Origin of the sequence: Ruegeria sp. AU67 (assembly GCF_900312795.1) — a bacterium.
GTDB lineage: Bacteria > Pseudomonadota > Alphaproteobacteria > Rhodobacterales > Rhodobacteraceae > Ruegeria > Ruegeria atlantica.
In genome coordinates this window covers 54,306-71,292 of record NZ_OMPH01000029.1, presented here as the reverse complement: position 1 = coordinate 71,292, position 16,987 = coordinate 54,306, and the positions used below count along the sequence as shown (strand labels likewise).

The following is a 16,987-nucleotide window of genomic DNA, read 5'->3' as shown; positions in this document are numbered from 1 at the left end:
CAGCGCGCCCGCCTAAATCATTCCCTAAGATGCCCCCAGTCTCTCCTGAGCGTCTCCACCGTCTCTCCGATGCGTCCGGCCGTCTCTCCGACCCGTCAGCGCCGCCTCAGCAGCGCCGGTGAAGGGGTATTTACGGATTAGGTCTGGGACCTGCAACCCCCATTTTGAAAAAACTTCACATTTCTCTGCTGAAACTCGCCCATATTAATGAAAACAATAAGTTAGCTTAATAATTTGGGTAAGAAACTCGACCGGGCGCTGCGTGATGCGGGGGTTTGTCAGAGCTTTAGGCGGAATCGTACCCAATGGTTGGTATGCCTGCGGGATCCGACCCAAAGAAAACGCCGCCCGAGTCCCCTCGGGCGGCGCTATCTCTGCGATGATCGTCGATTTACTTCAGATCAAAACGATCCGCGTTCATCACCTTGTTCCAGGCCGAGACAAAGTCGCAGACAAATTTACCCTCGGCACCCGTCTGACCGTAGACCTCGGCGAGCGCCCGCAGTTGCGAGTTGGAACCGAAGACCAGATCGACGCGTGTACCGGTCCATTTGACCTCACCGCTGGCGCGGTCACGACCTTCATAGACGCCCTTGCCGGCAGGTTTCCATTCGGTGCCCATGTCCAAAATGTTGGTGAAAAAGTCATTGCTGAGTACACCCACACGATCCGTGAACACCCCATGCTTGGCGTCACCGAAGTTGGCGCCCAGAACACGTAGGCCACCGACAAGTGCCGTCATCTCTGGTGCGGACAAGGTTAACAATTGTGCACGGTCGACCAGCAACTCCTCGGGAGAGACGGTGTATTCGGCCTTTTGGTAGTTGCGGAATCCGTCTGCTGCAGGCTCCAGGACTGCGACGCTGTCCACATCGGTCTGCTCTTGCGACGCATCGGTGCGGCCCGGGGTGAACGGAACCTCAACATCCCGACCGCCAGCTTTGGCAGCCTGCTCGATGCCGACGGCACCGGCCAGAACGATCAGGTCGGCCAGCGACACTTTCTTGTTGCCTGACTGCGCGCCGTTGAACGCCTCTTGAACGCCTGTCAGCGCATCCAGCGCCTTGGACAGTTTCATTGGCTCGTTGACGTCCCAATCCTTCTGAGGCGCAAGACGGATACGGGCGCCGTTGGCACCGCCCCGCTTGTCCGACCCACGGAAGGTCGAGGCCGAGGCCCATGCGGTCGAGATCAGCTCGGACACCGACAGACCGGATGCAGCGATCTTGGCTTTCAAATCCGCTACATCGGCATCATCAACCAGGTCGTGATCCACCGCAGGCACGTTGTCCTGCCAGATCAACTCTTCGGTCGGGGCTTCCGAACCGATATAGTTCGAACGCGGACCCATGTCGCGGTGAGTCAGTTTGAACCAGGCGCGTGCGAAAGCATCTGCGAACTCTTCCGGGTTCTCGTGGAAGCGTTTCGAGATCGGGCCATAGATCGGATCCATGCGCATCGCCATGTCGGCGGTGGTCATCATGGTCTTGACCTTCTTGGTCGGATCACCGGCCGCCGGGGCCATGTCTTCTTCTTTGACGCCGATTGGTTCCCAAATCCATGCACCCGAGGGGCTTTTAGTCAGATTCCACTCGTATCCGAACAGCAGATCGAAATAGCCGTTGTCCCATTTGATCGGGTTTGCGGTCCATGCGCCCTCGATGCCCGAGGTCGTGGTATCGTCACCCACGCCCGAGCCGAACTTGTTGATCCAGCCAAGGCCCATCTCTTCGATCGGGGCCGCTTCGGGTTCGGGGCCGACCAGATCAGGATCGCCCGCGCCGTGCGCCTTACCAAAGGTGTGGCCACCAGCGACCAATGCGACGGTTTCTTCGTCATTCATCGCCATCCGGCCAAAGGTGTCGCGGATATCACGGCCCGAGGCCAGCACGTTTGGTTCACCATCCGGGCCCTCGGGGTTCACATAGATCAGGCCCATCTGAACGGCGGCCAGTGGGTTTTCCATGTCGCGCTCACCAGTGTATCGGCTGTGCGGGTTGTCGGTGGGGGCAAGCCATTCAGTTTCGGAACCCCAATAGATGTCTTCTTCAGGCGCCCAGATATCTGCGCGACCACCGGCAAAGCCAAATGTCTTGCCGCCCATGGATTCAATGGCGCAGTTCCCGGCAAGGATCATCAGGTCGGCCCATGAAATCTGGTTGCCGTATTTCTGCTTGATCGGCCACAGCAGACGGCGCGCCTTATCAAGGTTGCCGTTATCCGGCCAGCTGTTCAGTGGCGCAAAGCGCTGGTTCCCGGTCGAGGCACCGCCACGGCCATCCGCCGTGCGATATGTACCGGCGCTGTGCCAGGCCATCCGGATGAACAGACCACCGTAATGACCATAGTCGGCAGGCCACCAATCCTGAGAATCGGTCATCAGCGCGTACAGGTCTTCTTTCAGCGCCTTCATGTCCAGCTTCTTGAATTCTTCAGCGTAGTCGAAATCAGGCCCCAGCGGGTTCGACGCGGGCGCGTTCTGATGTAGGATCGAAAGGTTCAGCTGGTTCGGCCACCAATCCCGGTTTGACCGGGTTCCTGCGCCGTGCATTACAGGGCATCCGCCCGTTTTGGGGTTATCACTTCCGTCCATGTCGATCTCCAATCCTGGCTAAAATCCGGCTCGTTCGCGCGGTGAGAAACGCGGGCGATCAAGAACATATATAGATGACACTTTTACCTCTTTTAGATGCGCGGCTTGGATTGCGCACATTCTGTCAATGGTATCGGCGACTCTTGTCTTGTCGCCGCCAGACCTAGCAAATTCGAACCATGCAAATAAGTTTTCTTTATGGATGGTTCTGATAACCAAAAGCTATCACTAAGCACCCGGTGCGCATCGCCGGAAATCAGGCCGATAGCTCAGTCATCGGTCATCAGCGACCTCAATCCGACCCGATAGTTCGGATACATTAGGTTTACACCCAGCTCATCCTTGATCCGATCGTTTCTGACCCGCTTGTTCTCATTGTAAAAGCTGCGCGCCATGGGGGTCATGTCGGCCTCGTCGAACGGTACTTCGGGCGGCAATGGCAATCCCTGCAATTCGGCCGCATAGGCGATGACATCCTGCGGTGGAACGGGTTCATCATCACATACGTTGTAAATCGCCCCCGGATTAGGCTCGGACATGGACGCGGCAAGAACCTGGGCAATGTCGGCGACATGAATTCGGGAAAAGACCTGCTCGGGCTTGATGATACGTCGCATACCCACGCGCTTGAGCTTGGAAAACGGTCCACGACCGGGACCGTAGATGCCCGCAAGGCGAAAGATATGTGTCGGCAAGCCGGGGATACTCTGCCACTGCTCTTCCGCCTGCACCCGCCATTTGCCGCGCTGCGCCGTTGGCGTCGCAGGGGTGGCCTCGTCGACCCAGTTGCCCTGATGATCGCCATACACGGCCGTGGTCGAAAGATAGCCAACCCATTTGAATTGCGCCGCCCGTTCCGCAATCTCATCCGCCAATGCAGCCAGAACCGGATCTCCGTCCGCGTTTGGCGCAGCCGAGATCAAAAGATGCGTCACCCCATCCAGCTGTGGCACTTGCCCCGGCCAAATCACCGGCTCTGCGCCGGACGCCTTGACCACCTGCGATTGGGCCGGATCACGCGTCGTGCCGAAGATACGCCAACCATGGGGTTGCGACTGACGGGACAAGGCCTGTGCCGAGTACCCGTGACCGAAGGAAAATAGTGTGCCTGTCATACGCTCTTAGATGATCCGCAATTTCGCCAGATGCAAGAACTCTGCCAAGGATACTTGATTCGAATCCCCCAATGCGCCTTTCTTTTGGTTATGAGTGACAAAACACCAGACCTTCATGCCGCCTACGCGCTGGATTCCCCGGAGGACCACAAGCGTCTCTATGCTGAATGGGCCGGGGATTACGACGAAGGCTTTGCCACGCGCGAGGACTATCAGCTGCACATCCATACCGCCCGCGCCTTTGTCGGCGCCGGCGGGCAAGGGCCTGTGCTTGATGTAGGTGCAGGCACTGGCCTGTGCGGCGCGGTTCTGGCCCGGCTGGGTGTGGGACCGATAGATGCCACCGATATCAGCGCCGAGATGCTGGATCAGGCCATGCGCAAGGATATCTACCGCGACGCCATTGAGGCCGATCTGAACGAAGGCATCCCGGTGCCGCGCGATAGTTACTCCGGAATCGTTTCATCCGGTTCGTTCACCCATGGCCACCTCGGGCCAGAAGCTTTGACTGCACTGCTGCGTGTGGCCCGCCCAGGTGCTCAATTCGCGCTGTCGATCAATGCCCAACATTATGAAAAGCTGGGATTTGCCGAAGCCCTGCACCGGTTAGCGCAAGGCCAGATTCGAAACCTTACCCTGCCCGAAGTTCGCATCTATGGCGATCTTGCATCTGGCCCCAACAAAGATGACACAGCGCTGATAGCCCTGTTTGAACGCGCTTAGGCCGACTATCGACCTTTCCACACGGGATCACGCTTTTCAGCAAAAGCGCGGGCGCCTTCCAGGTTGTCTTCAGAGCCATAGAGGGTATCAACCGTCGGCAATTGCCGCCCGGTGATCCGGTTCATGGCATCCTGAAATTTGGAATCTTCGGCATCGCGCACGATTTCCTTGATCGCGGCATAAACCAAGGGCGGGCCGCTGGCCAAAAGGCGCGCCAGTTCCCATGCCCGATCCATCAACTGATCACCTGGAACGATTTCGTTCACCAACCCCCAGTTCTTCGCTTCATGCGGGTCGAACCAGCGTCCGGTCAAAAGCAGTTCCATCGCCACGTGATACGGAATACGTTTTGGCAGTTTGACACTTGCGGCATCGGCCACTGTGCCGGAGCGGATTTCCGGCAGCGCAAAACTGACGTGTTCCGCAGCAAGGATCATGTCGGCGCTCAGGGCCAATTCTAACCCGCCGCCGCAGGCAATCCCGTTGACCGCGGCGATAACCGGCTTGTTCATGTTCCGCAGTTCCTGCAACCCGCCAAATCCGCCGACGCCATAATCTCCGTCCACGGCATCTCCGTCAGCGGCTGCTTTCAAATCCCAGCCGGGGCAAAAGAACTTCTCGCCACCACCGGTCAGGATTGCGACGCGCAGATCGGGATCATCACGGAAGTCACGAAAGACTTCGCCCATGACTCGGCTGGTCGCCAAATCAATCGCGTTCGCTTTGGGACGGTCCAAAGTGACTTCCAGAATTGCGCCATCACGCTTGGTTTTGACTGGGTTCATATACTTGCCTTTCGGATCAGAGCATCCACCGCTATGGCACGGTCCGGTGTGCAGATCAGTGGGTTTATTTCAACTTCGCTGACATGGGATGCATTGGAAATGACGTAGGCCTGCACCGCATCGACAGCGTCCAGGATGGCCTCAATCTCTGCCGCTGGTTTGCCGCGATATCCCGCTAGCAAAGGGGCGCAGTTCAAATTACCCAGCGCCTCTTTCACCGCGGTGCGAGAGGAAGGGATCAAAAGGGAAACCGTGTCGCGCAGGATTTCAGTCAACACACCCCCTGCACCCAGCGTCAGAACGAACCCGTGGGCCGGATCTCGGGTCACGCCGACCAACAATTCAGCCACGCCACCGACCGCCATTTCCTCAATAAGGACCTCTTCGGTTCCGATATCCGCCGCGACTTCGCCCACAGCGTCGGCGCGAACATTAAGGCGCACGGCCGCATGTTCCGACTTGTGCGCCAGCCCGACGCCCTTAATCGCAAAAGGACCAGTCAGCGCGGCAGAGGCTTGTTTCGCCAGATCCGGCGTCACCACAACGTTGTGCGGTACACAAACACCGAAATCCGCCAGCGCCTGCTTGGCTTCTGCTTCGGTCAGAACATGATCCGCAACGGTATCCGAGGGCAACAGGACCGGTTCGGCCTCCGTTGCTTGCGGTCGCGCGGCTGCCTCAATTGCCGCAAGCGCTTCGTGCAATCCGGCAAAAGGGATAACACCGCCATCGAGTAATCGCTGTGCCACGTCTTCGGGCAAAAGCTCCGGCAGAGTCGCCGTTACCGCAAAGGGGCGCCCCGTCTGAGCAACACAATTCAAAGCAGCCTGCGTGGCGCATTCCCAATCGGTCGCATCCGTGTGCGGATAGTCGAGAATCGCCATAGTCAGGGCCTGTTCAGGGTTCATCATTGCGGACCACGCCCATGTCATGGCCTGCGTATCCCGCCAGATATAGGTGTGATAATCCAGCGGGTTCGCCAGGGCCACCATCGGCCCCAAGGCATCGCGCAGGTCAGCTTTTTGTGCTTGCGACAACGGCGGGAAGTGCAGGTCGCGCCCCTCGGCCATGTCGGCAGCCAGACTTGCCTCACCACCCGAGCAACTGATCGATCCCAAACCGTTCGTATCCAACCGCCCGGTCACGTGCAGCAGCTTGAGACATTCCAGGAAACTGGGAATGTCATCCAAACGCGTGATCCCAAGGCGATCCAGAAATGCCTGCGCGCCCGCATCACCACCCGCCAACGAGGCTGTATGGGAAATCGTCGCCGCCTGTGCATGGGCGGACCGGCCCACTTTCAGCGCAACAATCGGCACGTTACGATCCCGCGCCTTTTTGGCCAGCGCCTCCCATTTACGCAGATCACCGAACCCCTCGATATGGACGCCAATCGCTGTGATCCGGTCATCATCCAACAGGGCCGAGGCGATGTCGGCCTGATGGGTCTGCGCCTGGTTCCCGCTGGTCAGCATAAAGGCCAGCGGCAAGGCCCGGCGCTGCATCGTCATATTGATCGCTATGTTCGAACTTTGCGTCAGGATCGCCACACCGCGATCTACCGGTTGCATGCCGTGCTGATCGGGCCAAACAGCGGCGCGGTCCAGCCCGTTGACGAAGCCATAGCAGTTTGGCCCGAGGATCGGCATCTCGCCTGCGGCCTGCACCAAACGGACCTGCAATTCTACACCCTGATCGTCCTCGGCATGCGCTTCGGTAAATCCCGAGGCAAAACACACTGCGCCCCCGGCCCCCATGGCCGAAAGGACCGCGACAGTCTCGATCGTTGCATTACGGTTGATGCCAACAAAGGCTACGTCGGGGGCCGCTGGAAGGTCCTCAAGGCGTGCAAAAGCACTCAGACCCGCGATTTGACCAGCTTTTGGGTGGACCGGCCAGATGTCGCCCTGAAACCCGAATTTCCGGGCCTGTTCGATCACTGAGACGCACCAGGCGCCGCCGCCGATCACAGCGATGGATGTGGGGTGCAAAACGCGTGACAGGGAAGACATCAGGCGGCCCCCTCCATCACGCACCGAGTGCCCTCAGAAGATCGCGACTGATAATGTGGCGCTGAATTTCACTGGTTCCGTCCCAGATACGTTCGACCCGCGCGTCGCGCCAGAACCGCTCAAGCGGGTAATCGTCCATCAGACCCATGCCGCCGTGGATTTGGATGGCAGCATCGGTGACCCGCGCGAGCATTTCCGAGGCATAGAGCTTGGCCGAAGCAATTTCGCGATTTGCAGGCAACCCTTTGTCCAGCCGATCCGCAGCGGCCAGCGTCAACAAGTCCGCCGCGTCAATCTCGGTGATCATGTCCGCGATTTGGAAGGACACGCCCTGAAACTTGCCGATCTTCTGGCCGAACTGTTCGCGCGTGGCGGAATAGTCCAGTGCATAGTCGAAAGCGCGGCGTGCGCGGCCCACGGACATGGCAGCAACCGTGATACGGGTCGCATAAAGCCAGGTGTTCATCACTTCAAAGCCGCCATCAACCTCACCTAGAACCTGGGCGTCGGGCAGACGGCAATCATCGAAATCAAGAACCATGTTCTTGTAACCGCGATGGCTAACCGACTTGTACCCGTCCCGGATGGTGAAACCGGGCGTTCCGCGATCCACCAGGAACGCCGTTATCCGCTTTTTCGGACCTTTGGGCGTCTGGTCCTCTCCGGTCGCGATGAAAACGATGATGAAATCCGCGTGCTCCGCGCCCGAGATGAAGTGCTTGGTGCCATTGACCACCCAGTCTCCGCCATCCCGCACCGCGGCGCACTTCATTCCACGAACATCTGACCCGGCACCGGGTTCGGTCATCGCCAGCGCGTCCATCCTTTCACCGCGAACGGCGGGCATCAGGTATCGTTCGACCTGCTCGCCCTCACACGCCATCAGGATGTTCTGAGGACGCCCGAAGAAGTGGTTCAGCGCCATGGATCCGCGGCCCAGCTCACGCTCGACCAGCGCGAACTCCAGATGGTTCAACCCTGCACAACCGACGCTTTCGGGAAAATTACAGGCATAAAAACCCAGCTCAATCGTCTTGCGCTTGATCTCATCCGCGATCTCCTCCGGGACTTCGCCGGTGCGCTCGACCAGCGCCTCATGCGGGTAGATTTCGTTTTCCACAAAGCTGCGAACGGTAGAGACGATCATCTCTTGTTCGTCGGACAATCCATATTGCATCGGGCGTTTCCACATCTGGCGTTGCGGCATATTCTGACGCGGCTTGCCATTTGAAACGTGCAGAAATAGAAGTTTACCATGCAAGAATGGACTAAATCATCCTCTGCACCGCGGCAAATCGGGGTTCTTCTGTTCGACGGATTCTCGAACCATTGCCTGGCCAATACGGTCGAGCCGCTGCGCGCTGCAAACACTCTGGCCGGACGTAATTTGTACGATTGGCAGTTCCTTGCGTTGGAGGGTGGTCCGGTGACATCCTCATCCGGGCTGCAGGTCGCGCCGCATCGCCCACTCCAGATCGCCAGTGGGGACATGCTGATGGTCATGCCATCTTATGGATTCCGCGCGCATGGCGGGTGGCGCACCCTTTCAGGCCTGCGTTCTGCGGATCAGCGGTACAAAGTGCTGGCGGGCCTCGACACTGGCAGCTGGCTTTTGGCTCAAGCAGGGCTGCTGGACGGGCATCGCGCCACGATACACTGGGAAGAGCTGACCGGATTTACAGAAAGGTTCCCCGATGTCGAAGCCCACCGCGAGCGCTATGTCATTGACCGCAATCGCATCACCTGTTCCGGGGCCATGGCGGCCTTTGATCTGGTGCTTCATCTGATTGCACGGGATCAGGGACAGGCCCTGGCGCTGGAAGTGTCGCAACTGTTCATGACCCGCGATTCAGCGCGCTCGCATGCGGGCGGTGCCGGCGCGACCAGCGGTTACGTGAACAAGGCGCTGGCCTTGATGCAGGAACACCTTGAGATCCCCTTGCCAGTGTCCGAAATCGCAAGCCGGGTTGGCCGATCGCAGAAAGCCTTGTCCGTCCGCATGCAGTCCGAGCTGGGCGCGGGTCCCGCGCAGGTTTACCGCCGCCTGCGCCTGAACCTTGCGCGCAAACTGGTGGCAGAAACCGACCTGAGCATCGGTGAGGTTGCCCTGCGCGCGGGCTATGACGACCCCAGCGCCCTGACCCGTGCCTTCAAAGCCGAATTCGGGGTCACGCCGCGCGCGCTTCGGGCCAGCTAGGTATACATCTGTTTCTTGTAGGCCCTTGTCCGGGTCGTCGCCTCGGCCGATCCGTCATGATATGTGCCAAACCACTTGTCGAACGGAATTTCAGAGGTGCCGTAGTTGCATTCAAAATACCGGTGGTGAAGCTGGTGAAAGAAATCACCGGCACGGGCGGCATCCGTGTCTCCGGCCTTTAGTTTTTCAAACCCGGAATGAGACAACACAGGGCTGATCTGCTGGAAGGAGGCGTGGAACAGCACATGCAACGGGTGCGACGGAACGATCAGGTGGATGAAATAGGTTGTGAAGTACAGCAAGTTCTCGTACCAGTGGTTCGAGATTCCCGACCAAGGCCCAATGTTCACGTTACGATGATGCACAGCATGCACGTATTTGTAGAGCTTCGGGTGATGTTCCAACCGGTGCACCCAGTAAAAGTGCAGACCTGACCACATCGGGATAAACACCATCCACACAACGAACCAGACCGGCGCGCCGGACCACGTGATGGTTGGCACATAGCCGTTGGCCATCGCCCAGTAGATGATCCATTGATAAACGGTCGCGACGGTCATCGCGCTGCCCAGCGTCCACCAGATATTGTCCAGAACCTGATTGCGGAATGTGAACGTACCATTGTTGCGGGTCAGGTCGCGGCGGTCGAACTTTTTGTACATGCCCTGCCCTTTTCGCATGTACAGCCACCAGTGCAGCCCACCTGCGACGAGTATTTGGGGCACCATGTTCAGCAGCCAAATGCGAAACATCCAACCCGGGGCAAAGCTTTGCATACTTTCCAAAGGCGGAAAAAAGAAAGCATAGGCCGTAACCGCCAGCGCAAGGCACAAGGTTAATGCCGTGATCTGCAGCCACGCCCCGCTGTACCATTTCAGCACTTCAGCTGGGCGCGGCGGCCACTTAAACAAAGGGTTTAAACTTACCGGGCCGTCGGGGTGATAGTGCCAACGGACGGATTCGGGGTTCTGAGTCGTGTCGGTCATGGCGGTTACCCAGTTGAAGTGGTCAGGTGGCGTAGTCCGAGCCTTCGTCATCCAGCAAGACTTTGATCTCCCGCAGATGTGCTTCGGCCTGATCAGGATAGTCTTCCAACTCTTGCGCGGTCTTCTCGGCAACCTCTTCCGACAGCACGCGCAATCGTTGTCCCGTCTGCAGCGCGCGGATGTAGGTTTCCGCTGCGCGTTCAAAATAATAGAGTCTATTAAAGGCATCTGCCGGATCACTGCCGATCACAAGGACACCGTGATTGCCCATGATCATGACCTTTTTCTTGGGGTCCGACAGCATCGACGCGCAGCGTTCACCTTCGCTTTCAAAGGCGAGGCCTCCGAACTCTTCATCCACGACGTATCGGTCGTAGAACGTGGCCGTATTTTGATCGATCGGCGGCAAGGTGCTATCCGCCAAAGATGCCAGGACCGTCGCAAAGATCGAATGCACGTGCATCACACAGCGCGCATGCGGACAGTGGCGGTGGATTGATCCGTGCAGACCCCAAGCCGTCGGATCCGGGGCACCGGGTTGGTTCATCACCTCGGCGTCATTGGCATCCAACAGCAGCAGATTTGATGCTTTGACCCGCGCAAAATGCATCTGGTTCGGGTTCATCAGGAACTGGGTGCCTTCCGGGTTCACCGCCAGACTAAAATGGTTGGCGACACCTTCGTGCATATTCAGCCGCTCGACCCAGCGAAAGGTTGCAGCCAGATCAACACGTTCGGCCCAGTGGTCGATATTGGCGCGCAGGTTTGTAGCAGTCATTCCGGGCTCCTTTGCGGATAGCTGAGAACTTTCGGAAATCGTGCCTGTAGCGTCAAAAATTGACCAACGAAAAAAACGCAACTATTCCATTAGCTGAACTAATGGCAAGGTTATACACATGCAAAAACCACTTCCTCCGCTGGGTTGGCTCCGCACGTTTGAGGCAGCGGCGCGGCACTTGTCCTTTACCGGCGCGGCCCGGGATCTGAACATGACGCAAAGCGCGGTCAGCCAGCAGATCAAGTCCTTGGAAGGGTACCTTGGCCAGCCTTTGTTTTTGCGTCGACCACGCGCGTTGGAACTGACCGAAGCGGGCATCACGTATCTTCCGGTGGTGCGCGAGGCATTTCGGACACTGGTACGTGGAACTCAGGCCGTGACTGGCGCCCAGCAGAACGCGGTTCAGGTTCAAAGCAACATCACCTTTGCCGTGAATTGGTTGGCGCCCAGACTGCCGAAATTTCGGGTACAGCATCCCGAGGTGCAATTGAATATCTTTACTGAGCTTTGGGAGCCGCGCGAAATGGCCGAAGGGGCCGCCGTGGAAATCCGTTATTCACTACGGCCGTCAGATACAGTTAGGACCGAATTGCTGAGAACCGATCACTATTATCCAGTCTGTGCGCCGGGCTATCACGTGACGTTGGACAACCTGCAACAGCACCCGCTTTTTGACTGCTCAAACCTTCTTTCGAATTGGCTGGGTTGGGCCGAAGAACAGGGTCTAAATTGGGGAAATCCTGCAATCACCTATTCGACCACCTACTTGGTCAGCTTGTCCGTAGCCATGGCTGGCGGAGGGCTGTGTCTGGCACATGACACCATTGCCCGCGACCTGATTGAACAGGGTCGTTTGGTTGCTCCGTTTGCTCATCGCGCGCCTATGCCCGAAGCCTATTACTTGCTGCTGTCGCCGAGCGCCGAAGAAAGCCCCGGCGCCATAGCGTTTGCCAATTGGGTTCGCCGCGAGCTGGAGCATGATACACAGAAATAACCGAGGGTTGCTCCCGCCCATCATCGATGCCCTGCCGGGCGTCTCTTCTGGTTGGGCAGTGCAGCGCTGACGCGCTGAGTGACGGTTTGATGATACCTGTTCACAAGGGGTTGAACCTTCCTGCGCATTCGGGAAAGTTGGGCCATGGAACACACACCCTTCCCTAGTTGGCCCGATGTCGCCCTCCGTTTGATTGCCGTAGCCGCAGGTCGCGAAGCTGCAGATTCGGTCATTCGCGGCGGAATCTGGGTGAATGTGCACAGCCGCGAAAGCCTTCCTAACCATGACCTTGCCATCGCTGATGGGCGCATCGCTTACGTCGGACCCGATGCATCACACTGCATCGGCCCAGAGACTCAGGTCATCGAGGCCACCGGGCGCTATATGATCCCTGGCCTGTGTGATGCCCATATGCATATCGAATCGGGCATGCTGACACCGGCTGAATTTGCCCGCGCTGTCATTCCGCATGGAACCACCAGCATGTTCACCGACCCGCATGAGATCGCAAATGTCCTTGGCCTGGACGGCGTACGCATGATGCATGACGAGGCGATGATGCAACCGGTGAACATCTTTACCCAGATGCCGTCCTGTGCCCCCTCCGCACCGGGGTTGGAAACCACAGGGTACGAAATTACCGCCGAAGACGTGGCCGAAGCGATGAGCTGGCCCGGCATCATCGGCTTGGGCGAGATGATGAACTTTCCCGGTGTCATCAATGGCGATCCAAAGATGCTGGCGGAAATCGCCGCAACGCAACGCGCCGGGAAAACCGTAGGAGGACACTACGCTTCGCCTGATTTAGGGCCTGATTTCGCCGCCTATGTTGCCGGGGGTCCGGCGGATGATCACGAAGGTACCTGCGAGGCAGACGCGATCGCACGTGTTCGGCAGGGGATGCGGTCGATGATGCGGCTGGGCTCGGCCTGGTATGACGTGGAAAGCCAGATCACTGCGGTCACGAAAAAAGGGTTGGACCCGCGCAACTTTATCCTGTGCACCGACGATTGCCACTCAGGCACGCTGGTTAATGACGGCCATATGAATCGCGTGGTTCGGCACGCCATCGCTTGCGGATGTGATCCGCTGATTGCCCTGCAAATGGCAACGATCAACACGGCGACCCACTTCGGGCTGGAGCGTGAGATCGGCTCGATCACACCGGGGCGGCGCGCGGATGTCATCCTCAGCTCGGACCTGAAAGAACTACCCATCGAGACCGTGATTGCGCGCGGTCAGATCGTAGCCGACAGCGGCAAAATTACCGTGGATTGCCCGCACCTCAACTGGCCTGATACCGCCCGGAACACCGTGCATCTGGGGCATACGCTGACCGCTGCCGATTTCGAAATCCAAGCGCCCGCAGGGGCAAACCGCGTGCAGGCCAACGTGATCGGTGTGGTGGAAAACCAAGCTCCGACCAATGCGTTGAAGTCTGAATTGCCGATCATCGAAGGATTGGTCGAGGGCGACGACGATGTCTGCCAGATCGCGCTGGTTGAACGGCACCAGGCGACGGGCGGCGTGACGAACGCTTTCGTTTCCGGATTCGGATATCAGGGCAAAATGGCCATGGCCTCGACCGTGGCACATGACAGTCATCACATGATCGTAGTCGGCACGGATCGCGAACAGATGGCACTGGCCGCAAATCGGCTGGCCGAGGTGGGTGGTGGCATAACCATCTTCCGCGATAGCGAAGAACTGGCGCTGGTCGAATTGCCCATTGCGGGCCTGATGTCTGACAGCGCTGCATCACAGGTTGCTGCCAAGGCCGACGACATGGTTGCCGCGATGGTGGCCTGCGGCTGCACCCTCAACAACGCATATATGCAGCACTCATTGCTGGCGCTGGTCGTGATTCCGGAATTGCGGATATCGGATCTGGGCCTGGTGGATGTGCGCACCTTTGAAAAGATTGATCTTCTGGAACCACTTGCATGACAATAATAAAAACACCCGACGCACCTAAACCGGAACAATTCACCGACCCCAAAGCAGCGGTCGCTCGGTTGGAAGCGCTGTATGAACAAGCAACCCGCTTTCTGTGCGACAGTTTCTCGGCAGCCATTGAGCATGGCGCACCAACGGCCCGGTTCAGAGCCTATTACCCGGAAATTCGCATCAGAACGTCGTCCTATGCGCATGTCGACAGCCGCCTGAGTTTTGGCCACGTCTCAGAACCCGGCATTCATGCCACGACCGTTACGCGACCAGATTTGTTTCGGTCTTATTTGACCCAGCAGATCGCGTTGCTGATCAAGAACCACGACCAGCCGGTTACGATTGGGCCGTCCGACACACCAATCCCGGTGCATTTCGCGGTTGCCAACAATCCCGATCTGCACGTCCCGCAACAAGGCGCGGCCGGGTTCACGTTGCGCGATGTCTTTGACGTTCCCGACCTGACCACGACCAACGATGATATCGTCAACGGGGTTTACGACAACGAGGATGAAGCCGGTCCGCTGGCCTTGTTTACTGCCCAACGCGTCGACTATTCGCTGGCCCGACTTGCGCATTATACCGCGACGGATCCCAGCCATTTCCAGAACCATGTCCTGTTCACGAACTACCAGTTCTACGTCTCTGAGTTCGAGAATTACGCGCGCGCGCAATTGGCCGACCCGGACAGCGGTTACACCAGCTTCGTCTCGACCGGGAATGTCGAGATCAAGGGCTCCGAGGAAGAGTTGGTCCAACCACTGAAGCTGCCGCAAATGCCAACCTATCACCTGAAACGCGAGGACGGGTCCGGAATCACGCTGGTCAATATCGGCGTTGGGCCTTCGAACGCTAAAACGGCCACTGACCATATCGCCGTTCTGCGGCCCCACGCCTGGCTGATGGTCGGCCACTGTGCCGGGCTGCGCAACACGCAGGCGCTGGGGGATTTCGTTCTGGCCCACGCCTACCTGCGTGAAGACAAGGTGCTGGACGATGACCTGCCGGTCTGGGTTCCGATCCCGCCGCTGGCCGAGGTTCAGGTCGCGTTGGAAAGCGCCGTGGCCGAGGTCACCGAGTTGGAAGGATACGAGCTTAAGCGGATCATGCGCACAGGCACCGTCGCCTCGGTCGACAACCGCAACTGGGAACTGCGCGACCAATCCGGCCCTGTGCAAAGGCTCAGCCAATCCCGCGCCATTGCACTGGATATGGAAAGCGCAACCATCGCCGCAAATGGCTATCGGTTCCGGGTTCCCTACGGCACATTGTTGTGTGTTTCTGACAAACCGCTGCACGGCGAATTAAAGCTTCCGGGCATGGCATCTGCCTTTTATACCACCCAGGTCAGTCGCCATCTTGCAATCGGAATTCGGGCGATGGAACACCTGCGCGGCATGCCGTTAGAGCGTCTGCACAGCCGGAAATTGCGTTCATTCGACGAAACAGCCTTTCTCTGACGCAAAAAAGCAACGATTTCCCCATATTTTTAGGGTTTTCAACGCTACTATTCGTTGTGTTCGACCACAATATCCCGTTACAGTTACGCGGTGAGGCCCTATGTATCGGGCACGTTAAGGAGACCAAGAAATGGCAAAGCCTATGACAAAGACTCAGCTGGTGGCTGCTCTCGCTGAGGAAATGGGAACCGACAAGAAAGCTGCAAACGCAGCGTTGGAGGCCATGACCGGCCTGATCACCCGCGAAGTTTCAGCCGGCGGCGCAGTGACCCTGCCTGGCGTTGGCAAAATCTACTGCCGCGAGCGCCCCGAGCGCATGGTGCGCAACCCCGCCACCGGAGAGCAGTTCAAGAAAGAAGCCGACAAGGTGGTCAAAATGACCATTGCGAAAGCTCTGAAGGACAGCGTGAACGGCTGATCTCAGCTTTCACTGCAAACGATAGAGGGTCGCCTTCGGGGGGCCCTTTTTTCACTTCTTGGATTCTTTGTTTTGCGTATTTCCGCTTTGAGCCCTTCTACGACATAGGTTTACCGGGGCAAGTGAATCGCTGTGCTTGAATCTTTAGCATGGGTTTTCTACTTTGAGCGGATGCGGAATGTAATCCTCCGGACCATCTCGATAGTCGTCGGCATACTCGCTGTGGTAGCCGCCACGTCCCGATCAACCGCTGAAATCTACGACGCGTCTACATTCGAGCCATCGCCGTTCATTTGCCCTTCGGATCACTCGACCAATCTAACTGTTTTTCTTGAATTGCAGCCTGGCGCAGAGAGAGTTCGTCTTAGCATTCCACGCGGTTATTTCGATCCTCGACTCAAGTTACGGGACAACACGACGCGGGAAGGCCAGGTTCTGCGGATTCACGGCGAGAGCTTCACGCTCTGGCCACCTGAGCTTTTGCCAAAACGTCAGGAGGGGCCCTATGTCGGCATGTTGTTGACCGACTATAGGCCGATGGACACTATCGCTGAGCATTTCGCTACTCAAGTTCGAGGCTACACCGTCGCTGATGTACCCGATTTTTATGCGGTCGAATCTATACTTGGACTGGAAACGTTAGTGTCTGATGCACCACCCTTCCGAGATCCAGAAACCAGCGCCTACAGCGATACTGAGCTGTATATTTCTCGCAACTCCAGCGGTCAAATCACCGACGTGATAACCTGCAAAAAGCCCGGTTCAGTCCCGTATCCGGGCTGTCGGCATTACATCGAGTCGCCGCTGGTCGACTTCGACATCGACTATTCCCTGAAGCTTCTACCCCATTGGCAGCACATGTCTCGCAATGCGCGAGCGTTTGTGTCCTGCATAACCTCAAATTCCTCGTAGAAGCCTTCCTTTAAAGGTCCGTTTTTCCGCATAGCCGATAACTGCGATGAGTAGCACAAAAAAAGGG

14 protein-coding genes are annotated in these 16,987 nt (G+C 57.9%); 7 read left to right on the top strand and 7 right to left on the bottom strand.

Translation table 11 applies throughout. The annotated features are described in order from the left end of the window. Window positions 1-391: 391 nt before the first annotated feature. Window positions 392-2,593: a catalase/peroxidase HPI gene (gene katG, locus DK510_RS16815; protein WP_109313070.1), complete on the bottom strand. Its 2,202-nt coding sequence runs from the start codon at window positions 2,591-2,593 to the stop codon at window positions 392-394. A gap of 269 nt (window positions 2,594-2,862) precedes the next feature. After that, entirely contained in the window at window positions 2,863-3,708 is an 846-nt protein-coding gene (locus tag DK510_RS16810) for an SDR family oxidoreductase (protein ID WP_109313069.1), read from the bottom strand. Between the two features lie 90 nt (window positions 3,709-3,798). Between DK510_RS16810 and DK510_RS16805 the strand changes: the two genes are divergently transcribed. Then, on the top strand, window positions 3,799-4,431 hold the full coding sequence (locus tag DK510_RS16805; RefSeq protein WP_109313068.1) for a class I SAM-dependent methyltransferase: 633 nt from the start codon (window positions 3,799-3,801) through the stop codon (window positions 4,429-4,431). Between the two features lie 5 nt (window positions 4,432-4,436). On the opposite strand, the gene DK510_RS16800 is transcribed toward DK510_RS16805, so the two are convergent. Genes DK510_RS16800 through DK510_RS16790 form a run of 3 tightly spaced genes read right to left on the bottom strand, consistent with a single transcriptional unit; the run spans window position 4,437 to window position 8,405 of the window. Beyond that, window positions 4,437-5,216: a carnitinyl-CoA dehydratase gene (locus tag DK510_RS16800; RefSeq protein WP_109313067.1), complete on the bottom strand. Its 780-nt coding sequence runs from the start codon at window positions 5,214-5,216 to the stop codon at window positions 4,437-4,439. Then, on the bottom strand, window positions 5,213-7,228 hold the full coding sequence (locus DK510_RS16795; RefSeq protein WP_200833255.1) for an acetate--CoA ligase family protein: 2,016 nt from the start codon (window positions 7,226-7,228) through the stop codon (window positions 5,213-5,215). The genes DK510_RS16800 and DK510_RS16795 overlap by 4 nt, the downstream gene beginning before the upstream one ends. Before the next feature lie 16 nt (window positions 7,229-7,244). Continuing rightward, window positions 7,245-8,405 (bottom strand): acyl-CoA dehydrogenase family protein, encoded by a 1,161-nt coding sequence (locus DK510_RS16790; protein WP_109313076.1) that lies wholly within the window; start codon window positions 8,403-8,405, stop codon window positions 7,245-7,247. 78 nt (window positions 8,406-8,483) lie between these two features. Here DK510_RS16790 and DK510_RS16785 point away from each other — a divergent pair, with 78 nt between their 5' ends. Next, entirely contained in the window at window positions 8,484-9,425 is a 942-nt protein-coding gene (locus DK510_RS16785) for a GlxA family transcriptional regulator (RefSeq protein WP_109313066.1), read from the top strand. On the opposite strand, the gene DK510_RS16780 is transcribed toward DK510_RS16785, so the two are convergent. Both DK510_RS16780 and DK510_RS16775 read right to left on the bottom strand, forming a co-directional pair. Next, window positions 9,422-10,411 (bottom strand): sterol desaturase family protein, encoded by a 990-nt coding sequence (locus DK510_RS16780; protein WP_109313065.1) that lies wholly within the window; start codon window positions 10,409-10,411, stop codon window positions 9,422-9,424. The two genes, DK510_RS16785 and DK510_RS16780, sit on opposite strands and share 4 nt — an antisense overlap. Window positions 10,412-10,433: 22 nt before the next feature. Continuing rightward, complete coding sequence (locus tag DK510_RS16775) at window positions 10,434-11,189, bottom strand: class II aldolase and adducin N-terminal domain-containing protein (RefSeq protein WP_109313064.1); 756 nt, start codon at window positions 11,187-11,189, stop codon at window positions 10,434-10,436. Between the two features lie 118 nt (window positions 11,190-11,307). Between DK510_RS16775 and DK510_RS16770 the strand changes: the two genes are divergently transcribed. The 5 genes from DK510_RS16770 (at window position 11,308) to DK510_RS16750 (ending at window position 16,920) form a co-directional block, all read left to right on the top strand. Next, the gene (locus DK510_RS16770; RefSeq protein ID WP_109313063.1) at window positions 11,308-12,183 is read left to right on the top strand and encodes a LysR substrate-binding domain-containing protein; all 876 of its coding nucleotides are present in this window, start codon (window positions 11,308-11,310) and stop codon (window positions 12,181-12,183) included. 144 nt (window positions 12,184-12,327) lie between these two features. After that, complete coding sequence (gene ade / locus DK510_RS16765; RefSeq protein ID WP_109313062.1) at window positions 12,328-14,130, top strand: adenine deaminase; 1,803 nt, start codon at window positions 12,328-12,330, stop codon at window positions 14,128-14,130. Beyond that, window positions 14,127-15,590 (top strand): AMP nucleosidase, encoded by a 1,464-nt coding sequence (locus DK510_RS16760; RefSeq protein ID WP_109313061.1) that lies wholly within the window; start codon window positions 14,127-14,129, stop codon window positions 15,588-15,590. The genes ade and DK510_RS16760 overlap by 4 nt, the downstream gene beginning before the upstream one ends. A gap of 130 nt (window positions 15,591-15,720) precedes the next feature. After that, complete coding sequence (locus tag DK510_RS16755; protein WP_039533371.1) at window positions 15,721-16,008, top strand: HU family DNA-binding protein; 288 nt, start codon at window positions 15,721-15,723, stop codon at window positions 16,006-16,008. Between the two features lie 132 nt (window positions 16,009-16,140). Further along, on the top strand, window positions 16,141-16,920 hold the full coding sequence (locus DK510_RS16750) for a hypothetical protein (protein ID WP_109313060.1): 780 nt from the start codon (window positions 16,141-16,143) through the stop codon (window positions 16,918-16,920). Window positions 16,921-16,987: the final 67 nt, after the last annotated feature.